Below are 12,483 nucleotides of genomic sequence, written 5' to 3' on the forward strand. Positions count from 1 at the left end.
TATCATGGCAGGCGATAAGCGCGAATGCCGTCCACCATACCGCACAACAGCGCTGCCTGTATAGCACCGGTCAGCAGGTGACCGCCACCTGTGCCGGTTTTCTGATCAGCAGACAGATTGCCAGCAGCAGACCGTACAGTGCCGTGCCAATCAGCCATACCGTGCCGTCCGCACTCTGCTGTGTCTGACTGAAAATAAAGGCAAACAGCAGCGGGCCCGCCACACCGGTCAGATTAGTCAGGCTGACCAGCACGCCCTGTAATTTGCCCTGATTTGCCGCCGATGCCCCGGCGGAGATAATTCCCTGCAATGCAGGCAGTGCAATCCCGCCTCCCGCCAGCAGGATCAGAACCGGATATGCCATCCATCCGGAAGTAATGGCAGACATCAGTAAAAACGCGGTGGCATCAGCAATAAACCCGGCAAAAATGATGGTTTTCTCACTCAGCCGTGTTGCCAGCGCCCCGGCAACCACCGCCTGAAACAGTGCATGCATCGCCCCGAGTCCCGCCAGTGAAAAACCGACCGCCGCACTGTCCCAGGCAAAGCGGCTCTCTGTGAACAATACCCAGACGGTGGCCGGAATCTGCCCGATAAGCTGTGCGGTAAAAAAGACAAACAGCAGTAATGCCAGCGGTTTTAGCAGTGTGATAAAGCGGATACCTGCGCTTTCCGCTTTCTGCTCCGCCGGTTTTTCGTCTGCCTGTACCGCCGGTTTAAAGAGAAAAAAGACCATCAGAAAGGTGCAGGCATTCAGCATTGCCGCAATCACAAACGGCAGATGCGGTGAGATATCCCCGGCCAGCCCGCCGACAGCGGGCCCGGCGATCAGCCCGGCACCAAAAGCCGCACCGAGACGACCGAACCAGGCGGTGCGTTCACTGACCGCCGTACTGTCTGCCACTACCGAAGCTGCAACCGCGCCGGTGGCACCGGTGATCCCGGAGATAATCCGCCCGAGATACAGCATCCACAGCACACCAGACAGCGCCAGCAGCGTGTAATCAAACGCAGCCCCCGCAAGGGATAACAGCAGCACCGGTCTGCGCCCCAGCTTATCTGACCATCTGCCCAGCAGCGGTGCAAAACAGACCTGCATCACCGCATACAGCGCCAGCAGAATGCCGTAATGATTTGCCACATCCGCTTCCGGGAGATATTCCCGCAGCAGTGACGGTAATACCGGCATGATCAGGCCAATTCCCATCGCGTCCAGCAGTGTAATCACCAGCGCGATAACAGCGGGTTTATTCATTTTTCAGATCCTGTGTTAATTCTCTATCATTGATAGAGTTTGAATGTATATCTATCAGTGATAGAGTGTCAATCTGAAAATCAGAGGAGACGGTCATGGCACGGCTGAACAGAGAATCGGTTATTAGTGCGGCACTGGAACTGCTGAATGAGACGGGAATTGACGGGCTGACAACCCGCAAACTGGCGCAGAAACTGGGCATAGAACAGCCGACACTTTACTGGCATGTGAAAAATAAGCGGGCACTGCTGGATGCGCTGGCGGTGGAAATTCTGGCGCGTCATCATGATTATTCACTGCCTGCGGCGGGGGAATCCTGGCAGTCATTTCTGCGCAACAATGCGATGAGTTTCCGCCGGGCGCTGCTGCGTTACCGTGACGGGGCAAAAGTGCATCTCGGTACACGCCCTAATGAAAAACAGTATGACACGGTGGAAACACAGTTACGCTTTATGACCGAAAACGGCTTTTCACTGCGTGACGGGCTGTATGCGATTTCGGCGGTCAGTCATTTCACACTTGGTGCCGTGCTGGAGCAGCAGGAGCATACTGCCGCTCTGACCGATCGCCCGGCGGCACCGGACGAACACCTGCCGCCGTTATTGCGGGAAGCGCTTCACATTATGGACAGTGATGATGGTGAGCAGGCCTTTCTGCACGGCCTGGAGAGCCTGATTCTGGGGTTTGAGGTGCAACTTACATCAGCACCGGGGAGTTGCTGATAACGAAAAAAACGAAAAGCCGCTGTAAATACATCCATGACGCGCATGCTTTTCGTTTCCTTTTCCGTTATCGCAAACCGTCATCAAAAATACAAAAACCATTATCGGCCGGCCCGGTAACGCAGATTTGCCAGGTCGTGACCGGATGGTTGCTGGTAAATATCCAGCCGGAAATATTTTGCCGACGCATTCACATATTCAAATATCTGTGACTGGGTTTCCTCATAATCAACCCAGGTGGTGGAGCGGGTAAAACAGTATATTTCAACCGGCAATCCCTCCGGGGTCGGCGACATGGCTCTGATCACCAGATACATATCCTCCCGCACATCACCGCGCATTTTGATCCAGTTAAGAAGATATTTGCGGAACAGCTGTAAATTAGTCACGCCTTTTGCGGCCATCCACTCTTTTACATCATCGTAACCGGTATTTTCCGCCAGTATTTCATCCAGAGACTGACGAAACGGCTCCTGATTCCGCAGCTCTGCTAATAACGTTTCATCGGCAAACGATACTGAGGACTGATCAATATAAAAACTGCGTTTAATACGGCGGCCGCCGGAAGAGAACATCGGCTGCCAGTTGGTGTATTTTTCGGTCAGGAAATCTTTTGTCGGGATCCTTGAGATCGTATTATCCCAGTTGCGGACAGTAATGGTATGCAGTGCAATATCAATCACTTCACCGCTGATATTGCTGCCGGGTAATTCTATCCAGTCATACAGTTTCAGTACTTTACCGTTGGAGACCAGAATATTGGCGACAAAGGATAATAAGGTGTGCTGAAAGACAAACATCAGCACCGCCGCAACGGCACCGAAACCGGAAATAATAATCAGCGGCGACTGCGAGGTCATTAACGCAATAATCAGGATAAAGGAAACAATCCACACCCCGATTTTGGCGATCTCAATATACCCCTTTATTGAGCTGTTACGGTACGATGAACGCCCGGTGTGGCGCAGAATAAAGATATCCAGCCCGTCATTGACCAGTGAAGCCAGATTAATAATCAGGAATGCGCTGCATACGGTATTAAACAGAATATTCATTTCTGCCGAAAAGGTCGGCAGCATCTTATTAATATACAGTACCAGCGTGACCGCCACGACAGAGGCACTTTTCTTGGCAATACTGTGGATCATGCTGTCGTCAGTCAGGTTGGTAAATAACGACAGCAAACGTTTTGCCACGCGCAGAAATATGAGCCGCCCGAGAAACCAGGTGACCAGCAGAATAACCACCAGAATCACCGCCGATAAAACGGCGCTCGCGGTAATAAAATCATATAATTCAGATAATTTTTCCATCATATCTCACAGCATACATCAAAATATCAGCAATAGAGTCTGACACAGGTAAAATATGTGTGTTTGATTACGGGTGATATCAGGCACCGGTTATTGCCGGCGGGAAATTCAGGATTTATTCTGCAGCTCACAGACCATATGCCCCGGTGATTCCGGATTCAGATCGCGGGTGCCGAAGCGGCGGACAGAATAATCAGTGCGGATACAGTGATAAACCCGGTTTGTTGCGGCAGAGGATACCGTAAAATCAATACTCCGCTTACCGGTAACGGACGGCGGATTTTCTTTAATATTGCTGATAGTGAGATCTGCAAGATCCCCCGCCTGAAAATCGCGGTTAATCGCAGCCTGTGCATGCATTTTCAGGGAATCCGGCGTATAGGCAGGATAAATATTTTCATCGGCACATCCTGCCGCCAATAACATAATGACCGCCGGGGCGATTCTTTTCATTTCTGCTCCTGTGAATTCTGTTGTGCTTTCTGCGGATACATCACCGGATGGGCGGCCCGCCATTCAGCCGCCTGTTTTTCGCTGAGTTTATGGCCTTTGAATTCGATGATTCTGATACTTTTTTCGCTTTCATTCAGGCGCAGCATGCGAAAACACTGCGCCGGAAAAATCGTGCTCATAATAAGCTCAGCCATCTCATTTTCCTCATCAGAAGGGGCTATCCAGTCAAATAACCAGATGCGGTTACCGCTGCGCAACTGCTGATACAACTCAGACTCATCACATCCCGCCAGATAGCGCTGTTCCGTTTCCGCACTCAGCGCCCCCCAGCTCAGGAAAAAACAGGGCTGGCTGTTTTCCAGTACCAGAACATACTGTTTTTGTTTGATAAGCGGCAGCAGCAGCTTTGCCAGCGCACGCAGCGGTGTTTTGCTGTGGCGGGGGGAGAGCATCCATAACCAGACTGATGCCCCCCAGACTTCCGCCTCACTGGGTTTATCATCCGCCAGAAACGGGGCATAAACCGTGTATTTGCCGATTTTCATGTTTCTTCCTTTTGCACAGAGCCTGTGCGGAGAGGGTAGCGCATTACGGGAAGTCCTGTACCCGGTTTCATCCGAAATCCGCCCGTTGTGACGATCGCACAATTGTGATAATCCCGCATCGTGATAAGGGATATATTGATAATAATTCTCATTACGATCACGGATGGATTTATCATGCTGAATACACCGCAACTCAGTCTGGCTGAAATCAATAATACCGTGCCGGTTGCCGGGGCAAAGTCCGGTTTTCTGCGTAAACTGTTTGCCTTTTCCGGCCCGGGTGCGCTGGTGGCGGTGGGGTATATGGATCCCGGTAACTGGATCACCTCGATTCAGGGCGGGGCGCTGTACAGCTATCTGCTGCTGTCGGTGATTTTGCTGTCCAGCCTGATTGCGATGCTGTTACAGGCAATGTGCGCAAAACTCGGGATCGTCACCGGCCGGGATCTGGCACAGGCTACCCGGGCGAGGGTCGGGCCGAAACTGGCTGCGCTGTTGTGGATCACCACTGAACTGGCAATTATGGCGACTGAAATTGCGGAGGTGATCGGCAGTGCGGTGGCACTGAACCTGCTGTTCGGCATTCCGCTGATGGCCGGTGTGCTGCTGACCGTGCTGGATGTGTTTCTGCTGCTGGTGCTGATGAAACTCGGTTTCCGCAAAATCGAAGCCTTTGTGTTTGTCCTGATCTTAACGATTTTCCTGATTTTTGCCTACGAGGTGATGCTGTCGGACCCGGACATGGGCGCGGTTCTGCGCGGCTTTATTCCGTCGGAGAAAATCTTTACCGCCACACTGGCCGGGCAGGATTCAGCCCTGCTGATTGGACTGGGGATTGTCGGTGCCACCGTGATGCCGCACAACCTCTATCTTCACTCTTCTATTGTGCAGAGCCGCCAGTATGACCGCAGCAGTGAAGCCGGGCTGCGCGAGGCGATCCGCTTTGCGACAATTGATTCCAACATCCAGCTCGGATTTTCATTTATTATCAACTGTTTGCTGCTTGTTCTGGGTGCGGCACTGTTTTTTGGTCATGACCCGTCTGACCTCGGGCGTTTCACCCAGCTGTATGACGCGCTGCAGAATCCGGGCATCGTCGGCGGTATCGCCAGCGCCACACTCTCCACACTGTTCGCGGTGGCGCTGCTCGCCTCCGGGCAGAACGCCACGATCACCGGTACACTGACCGGGCAGATTGTGATGGAAGGATTTATTCATCTGCGCCTGCCGGTGTGGCTGCGCCGGGTGATCACCCGTGGTCTGGCGGTGATCCCGGTGATTATCTGTATTTACCTGTGGGGAGATCGCGAGGATGTGGTGGAAAGTCTGCTGATTTACACCCAGGTGTTTCTGAGTATCGCCCTGCCGTTCTCAATGATCCCGCTGCTGCTGATGACCTCGAGCAAAAAAATCATGGGGGTGTTTGTGAACTCGCGGCTGACGATCATACTCGGAACGGTTTCCGCTGTGGTGCTGGTGATACTCAATTTACAGTTGATCCGGGAAGTAGGCGGGATGCTGTTCCGTGCATGAATAATCCGGGTACGGTGCCGTACCCGGAAAATCCGTGATCAGCATTTCAGGGCGCTGTCCATTTTATTCAGCCGCGTCATGATGGCTTCCAGCACGCCGCCGCCGATAGCACGGGCTTTGTCAGAGACCGAACGGAAGTCCGCCAGTGCGCCGCGCGGGTCAACGTCAGCGATTTTAAACCCTTCCGGCACACACAGCCCTTCATTGAGCAGGCCGCGTACCATGCCGTCCATCGGCGAGAGAATCTCAGTATCACCGATACGGGCAATCACATCCCCTTCGTGTACCAGGTCGCCGATATTCACATGACGGGTCATCATGCCGCTGTGCGGTGCGCGTAACACCCGTTCAGTGGTTTTACCGTTGATATTGCCCGGAATACCGGTGTTAGGTGCCGCGCTGCCGTGAGTGATCACCCGTCCGAGGTGATGGCCCCGCTGAGTTTCAATCACCGCATCACAGTCGACACCGGCCTCAAAGCCCGGCCCGAGGGCAATGGTGCAGGGCGCCATTTTGCGGTGGGTACCGGCAACGTTGCGTTTGGCGATAATGGCATCCACCACCACATCCGGGTGCAGCGCCGGTAACAGTTCGCCGTGTTCGTCCGCCAGCACCGGAATAGTGCCTTCTTTCAGATAGCGGTTTACTTCATCAATATCATGGGCATAGCGGGCACAGACCCCTTCCACGCAGCTTTCGCCGTCATAGAGCGCCTGGGCGAAAGAGACCGTACAGCGGATCACGGTCGGTTTACAGACATCCAGCATCACCACGTCAAAACCGCTGTGATACAGACGTAATGCCACGCCGGTTGCCAGGTCACCCGCACCGCGGATCACCACCCGTTTTGCTCTGCGTATTTCCGCCGGGTTCTGTTTCATTGCCCCGCCCGGCGCATCATTCATGACCTGCAACAACTCGGCCAGAATACTGACCGCGATTTCATGCGGCGTTTCCGCACCGATATCATAGCCAACCGGCGCATGAAGCCGGGAGAGCTGTGCATCAGATACCCCGGATTCGCTTAATTGTCTGGTGAATGTCTGTACTTTGCGGCGGCTGCCGAGTAATCCGAGGTATTTTAACGGTTTGCCGATAAGGCAGTTGAGGGATTCCAGATCCTGGCTGTTGGTGGCGATTATCACATAATCTTCCGGCTGCGGATCCAGCTGGTTAACGGCATCGGTAAATGAAGGCACGTGCCACAGGCGGGTTGACGGCGGGAACAGATCCGGCTCAAGACTACCGGCATACACATCCGCCACATGAATATCGATATTCAGAAAAGCCGCCAGCTGTGCAATGGCACGGTTGACGTGACCGCCGCCGAGCAGGATCAGACGCGGACGCACACCGTGTACCGCGATATACACCGACATCGCGCCGCCGCAGTCAGAGCCGACAGCATGCTGCCCGTTGCGGGCCATCCGGCCGTGGAACATGCGGGATCGCCCTTCATGCAGTGCGTCGATCGCCTCTTCAATCACTTTACGCTCCACCATGCCGCCACCGATGGTACCGATGGTTTTTCCGTCTCCCAGCACCAGCATTTGCGCACTGTGGCGGGGGGTACTGCCTGAACATTCAATAATTTCTGCCATGGCAAACGGGCAATTCTTCTCAACCAACTTCGCTGCTTCGGTAAAAATTTTCATAAACAGACCTCAATGGATATCCCTGCATTTATCATTGATATTATTGTCGCTGCAATATGTGTGTAATTGCGGGATCTTCCCTGACGGCACCGAACCATACAGCGTTCAGCGGAGTGCCGCGGATCCAGTCTGCCAGTATATCCGGCGAAAAATTCTCATTTTGAGAAAAGCGGTTTATCAGCCAGATCCGTAATGCGTGCGGTGGTGCTGATTTCCACATCCCCTGCGGATGCCGGATCAGGCGGCTTATCGCCGCCAAATCCAGCGTATCACCGCTGTTTAAGCCGGTAACGGCAGAAAAATGTGACCACCGGTGAACATTATCAGGCCCGACGGGCGCCCCCAGAAGCCGGCCATCCGTCACAGCAATAACACAATCACTGTAATCAGGTATGCAAGGTTCATGCTCAGCCGGCGCTTTTATGCCAAAACCGCGAGCTCCGTCAGCTTCGGCTAAAATAACATCAACGGCATTTTGTTCCGCCAGGGCGTTAATATCAGCGGCAGAAAAGCCGCGCACCTTGTTATTCTGCGGGTTCCAGCCGGTATAACAGGCAAATGAGCCGCGGTTTGTCACCGCATCAGGCAGGCGGACCGGGTGACAGGCGAGAATGACCGGAAATCCTTCCCCCGGCAGAAACATATGGGTGGTGGTGGTGATCATCACCTTTTTCCCTGACTGAGAAAAAGCCCGCGCCAGCCAGAACAGGCAGCTGGTTTTACCGCCCGCCCCGACAATACTGATCACCATTGCGTGTCCGCCCGGATGTGTATCACATAACCGGCGCAGCGGTTCAGGTATAGTGGCGCAACTTCGGACAGGGATCTGTGTATTGAGAGCCGTTGTCATCGTCATTACCGAATCCTTTGAATATCAGTCACTTTCAATATTGATCAGCGGAGGTTATACCCATTATGCCGTCTCACCCGACCTCAGCCGATACCATTTTATCCTGTTTATCAGTCCGGAAGCCGCTCTGTCCGCAGGAAACGGACTGCATAATGACGGCGGCCGGGCTCTCCTCACGGATGGGTGAGTGGAAAATGATGCTGCCGTGGGGCAGCGGCGGCACAACCTTACTGGATACCAGTCTGTCGAATGCGCTGCGCTTTTGTCACCGGGTCCTGCTGGTGACCGGCTTTCGCGGTGCGGAACTGGCTGCGCGCTATCAGTCAGTAAAACGCATTCAGATTCTGTATAACCCGGACTATGAAACCGGTCTGCTCTCCTCGCAGCGCCTGGCCGCACAGGCGGTGACCAGCGAATACTGTTTTCTCACCCACGGTGATGTGCCGTTTCTCACCCCTGAGATCTGGCAGACTCTGTGGACAGAGCGCGGTGATGCCGCACTCCTTCCCTGTTACAAGCAAGTTCCGGGCCACCCCGTGCTGCTCTCCCGCGCATGTCTGCTCGCCGCACTGTCACACCCGGCGGGCAATACCATGAAAAAACGGCTGCTGGCCGGTCCTCACCGTTTTCTGACTATGCAGAGTGATGCCGTGATTACCGACATCGATACCCCGGAGGCTTATCAGCATTATCGCGGGTAATCCGGATGTACACTATTACACCCATCCCATTAATAACATTAATTGTTAACGCAATTTTTCTATTATCAATGTGATACATTTTTTCTTTTTTTGAGAATCTTATTCACATGTTAATCCCATGGTAATCAAGATCTTTTTTATTGATTCATATTCTCATTTAGCGCTGTGCGAGCTGTTTCACACTTTGACATTAAGATTAGATTTGACTCACATTTTTTTATTTCTCTGAACGCGAAATCCGCAGCCTTAAACAATCCTGGCGTAATTGTTGCAACTGTGAGTGCATACAGTTGCATGTCCCGCTCCACCGGCATGCCCCCTCATATTGCAGCAAGGAGAGTTTTATGGGAGATATAATGCGTCCCGTCCCGTTCGGCGAACTTCTGAACCGGATCTTTGAAGAATATAAGGCGAGCCGTTCCATTTTTGGTATCAATGAACGGCAGTTTTACCGCAGAGAACATCAGCATCCTCTGATGTCTGTCTTCGGTGAAACCTGCGAGACGCCGATCGGCCCTGCGGCTGGTCCCCATACTCAGCTTGCTCAGAATATTGTGGTTTCCTGGCTGACCGGCGGCCGTTTTATCGAGGTAAAAACCGTTCAGATCCTCGATGAACTTGAGCTCGAAAAACCGTGTATCGATGCTCAGGACGAATGTTTCAACACCGAATGGTCCACCGAATTTACCCTGCCGAAAGCCCACGACGAATACCTCAAAGCCTGGTTTGCCCTTCATTTATTAGAAGCGATTTTTGACCCGCGCACCAAAGGCGAGGCCAAATCCTTCATCTTTAATATGAGTGTCGGTTATAACCTGGAAGGGATTAAACAGCCGCGCATGCAGCAGTACATCCACGCCATGATGGATTCCTCACAACTGCCGGTCTTCACGAAATACCGCGAAGAGATGAAAGCCTTTATTTCCCGTCCGGGCTTCCTGAAAGCGCTGGGTCTTGACGATCGCAAAGCCGATCTTCTGGCCATGACTGACCGTATACCGGGCGATTTATCCAAAGGCGTGACCCTCTCCACCATGCACGGCTGCCCGCCGGATGAGATTGAGGCTATCTGCCGCTACATGCTGGAAGAGAAGCATATCAATACCTATGTGAAGCTGAACCCGACACTGCTCGGCTTCCCGCGTGTCCGTGAAATTCTCGATACCTGCGGCTTTGATTACATCGGCCTGAGTGAGGAATCGTTCTCTCATGACCTGAAACTGGATCGCGCCCTGGAAATGTTACAGCGTCTGATGGATCTGGCGAAGGAAGTGGATCGCGGTTTCGGGGTCAAACTGACCAACACCCTCGGTACCATCAATAACAAAGGGCGTCTGCCGGGCGGCGAGATGTATATGTCAGGCCGCGCACTGTTCCCGCTCTCCATCAACGTTGCCGCGCTGCTCTCCCGTCATTTTGACGGCAAACTGCCGATTTCCTATTCCGGCGGTGCCAGCAAGTTCAATATCCGCGATATTTTTGAATCCGGTATCCGCCCGATCACCATGGCGACTGACCTGCTGAAACCGGGCGGTTATATGCGTCAGACCGAATGTCTGCGTGAGCTGGATAAGTCCGGTGCGTGGGGCATGACGCAGATTGATACGGGTAAACTGAATGCGCTGGCAGAACGCGCCGTCAGCATGGAATATACCCAGAAACACTGGAAATCAGACCAGGAAATCGACGCGGGCGGCCCGCTGCCGCTGACCGACTGTTATGTCGCGCCGTGTGTGACCGCCTGTGCCATCAAACAGGACATTCCTGAATATATCCGTCTGCTGGGCGAAGGCCGCTATGCGGATGCACTGGAACTGATTTACCAGCGCAACGCCCTGCCTGCCATTACCGGTCATATCTGTGATCACCAGTGCCAGTACAACTGTACCCGCCTGGATTATGAAAGTGCGCTGAATATCCGCGAACTGAAAAAAGTGGCGGTGGAAAAAGGCTGGAAAGAGTACAAAGCCCGCTGGCACAAACCGGCCGGTTCCGGTGATAAAAACCCGGTCGCGGTGATTGGTGCCGGTCCTGCCGGTCTGGCGGCCGGGTATTTCCTCGCCCGTGCCGGTCATCCGGTGACGGTATTTGAGAAAGAAGCCAATGCCGGTGGTGTGGTGGCGAATATCATCCCGCACTTCCGTATCCCGCGTGAAACCATCGAACATGATATTCAGTTCGTCGCCGACCACGGCGTGAAATTTGAATACGGCTGTGACCCGCGTCTGACCGTCGATAAACTGCTGAAACAGGGTTTCACCTATGTGCTGGTCGGGATCGGGACAGATAAAAACAGCGGCGTGAAACTCGCCGGTGACAACCGCAACGTCTATAAATCCCTGCCGTTCCTGCATGATTACAACAACAATGCGCCGCTGAAAATGGGCAAACATGTTGCCGTTATCGGTGCCGGTAACACCGCGATGGACTGCGCCCGCGCCGCCAAACGGATTGCCGGTGTGGAAGATGTGACCGTTATTTACCGCCGCTCTCAGGCAGAAATGCCCGCCTGGCCGGAAGAGTATGAAGAAGCGGTTGAAGATGATGTGAAATTCATGTTCCTGCACAACCCGGAGCAGTTCAATGCTGACGGTACCCTGCTGGTTCGTACCATGAAGCTGGGTGAACCGGATGAGTCAGGCCGCCGCCGTCCGGTGGCGACCGAAGAGACCGTCACCCTGAACATCGACAGCGTGATCACCGCTATCGGCGAGCAGCAGGACTGCGAAGTGCTGTCACAAATCGGCGTGCCGATGGGTGAGGACGGCTGGCCGGCAGTGTACCGCAACAGCGGTGAAACCACTCGTGCCAATGTGTTCCTGATTGGTGATGTGCAGAGCGGCCCGTCCTCTATCGTGGCGGCTATCGGTGATGCGGGTCGTGCAACGGATGCCATTCTGGCGCGTGAAAATATCCTCTCTCACTACAGCGGTAAATACTGGCTCAATGTCGATCCGCAGGATATCACTGACCGCAAAGGCGCTATCGCCGTGCAGATGGTGAACAGCGACGACCGCGAGGCGTTCGTGAAACAGGAAGCAGAGCGCTGCCTGGAATGTAACTACATCTGTGCGAAGTGTGTCGATGTGTGCCCGAACCGCGCCAACATTTCAGTGGCGATTCCGGGCTTCCGTAACCGTTATCAGACCCTGCACCTGGATGCGATGTGTAACGAGTGCGGCAACTGTGCCCAGTTCTGTCCGTGGCAGGGCAAGCCGTACAAAGACAAAGTCACTATCTTCAGTCTGCCGGAAGATTTCGAAAACAGCACCAACCCGGGCTTCCTGGCCGACGGCAGCACCTTTACTGTCCGCCTCGATGGCAAAGTCAGCAAATTACAATTGGGTGCTGACGGGGAATTCAGTCAGGTTCCTCAGGAGCTGGAAGAGATGTGCCGCATCATGAGCCACGTCCATAAACACTATCATTATCTGTTAGGCCGGGTGGAGAAATAAT

At 53.6% G+C, this 12,483-nt stretch carries 10 protein-coding genes; 4 read left to right on the forward strand and 6 right to left on the reverse strand.

From position 1 onward, the window contains the following. Positions 1-70 precede the first annotated feature (70 nt). On the reverse strand, positions 71-1,255 hold the full coding sequence (gene tet(D) / locus U868_RS0116660) for a tetracycline efflux MFS transporter Tet(D) (protein ID WP_025154280.1): 1,185 nt from the start codon (positions 1,253-1,255) through the stop codon (positions 71-73). 95 nt (positions 1,256-1,350) lie between these two features. Here tet(D) and tetR(D) point away from each other — a divergent pair, with 95 nt between their 5' ends. Then, positions 1,351-1,977, forward strand: a complete 627-nt coding sequence (gene tetR(D), locus U868_RS0116665; protein WP_025154281.1) for a tetracycline resistance transcriptional repressor TetR(D) — start codon at positions 1,351-1,353, stop codon at positions 1,975-1,977. A 101-nt stretch (positions 1,978-2,078) separates the two neighbouring features. On the opposite strand, the gene U868_RS0116670 is transcribed toward tetR(D), so the two are convergent. The 3 genes from U868_RS0116670 to U868_RS0116680 form a co-directional block, all read right to left on the reverse strand. Next, positions 2,079-3,290, reverse strand: coding sequence for a mechanosensitive ion channel family protein (locus U868_RS0116670; RefSeq protein WP_025154282.1), 1,212 nt, complete (start codon positions 3,288-3,290; stop codon positions 2,079-2,081). Positions 3,291-3,398: 108 nt separating this feature from the next. Beyond that, positions 3,399-3,743 (reverse strand): hypothetical protein, encoded by a 345-nt coding sequence (locus U868_RS0116675; protein WP_025154283.1) that lies wholly within the window; start codon positions 3,741-3,743, stop codon positions 3,399-3,401. Continuing rightward, a complete protein-coding gene (locus U868_RS0116680; protein ID WP_025154284.1) occupies positions 3,740-4,288 on the reverse strand; it encodes a toxin-activating lysine-acyltransferase in 549 nt (182 codons plus the stop codon). The genes U868_RS0116675 and U868_RS0116680 overlap by 4 nt, the downstream gene beginning before the upstream one ends. Positions 4,289-4,462: 174 nt before the next feature. Here U868_RS0116680 and U868_RS0116685 point away from each other — a divergent pair, with 174 nt between their 5' ends. Next, on the forward strand, positions 4,463-5,821 hold the full coding sequence (locus U868_RS0116685) for an Nramp family divalent metal transporter (RefSeq protein WP_025154285.1): 1,359 nt from the start codon (positions 4,463-4,465) through the stop codon (positions 5,819-5,821). Between the two features lie 38 nt (positions 5,822-5,859). On the opposite strand, the gene yqeB is transcribed toward U868_RS0116685, so the two are convergent. Together yqeB and yqeC are read right to left on the reverse strand one after the other, a co-directional pair. Further along, complete coding sequence (gene yqeB / locus U868_RS0116690; RefSeq protein WP_025154286.1) at positions 5,860-7,476, reverse strand: selenium-dependent molybdenum cofactor biosynthesis protein YqeB; 1,617 nt, start codon at positions 7,474-7,476, stop codon at positions 5,860-5,862. Positions 7,477-7,516: 40 nt separating this feature from the next. Next, complete coding sequence (yqeC, locus tag U868_RS0116695) at positions 7,517-8,332, reverse strand: selenium cofactor biosynthesis protein YqeC (protein WP_025154287.1); 816 nt, start codon at positions 8,330-8,332, stop codon at positions 7,517-7,519. Between the two features lie 146 nt (positions 8,333-8,478). On the opposite strand from yqeC, the gene U868_RS0116700 reads away from it, so the two are divergent. Further along, the gene (locus U868_RS0116700) at positions 8,479-9,027 is read left to right on the forward strand and encodes an NTP transferase domain-containing protein (RefSeq protein WP_029991245.1); all 549 of its coding nucleotides are present in this window, start codon (positions 8,479-8,481) and stop codon (positions 9,025-9,027) included. 344 nt (positions 9,028-9,371) lie between these two features. After that, entirely contained in the window at positions 9,372-12,482 is a 3,111-nt protein-coding gene (ygfK, locus tag U868_RS0116710) for a putative selenate reductase subunit YgfK (protein WP_025154289.1), read from the forward strand. Position 12,483 lies beyond the last annotated feature (1 nt).

Source organism: Morganella morganii H1r (assembly GCF_000633515.1).
Taxonomy (GTDB): Bacteria; Pseudomonadota; Gammaproteobacteria; order Enterobacterales; family Enterobacteriaceae; genus Morganella; species Morganella morganii_B.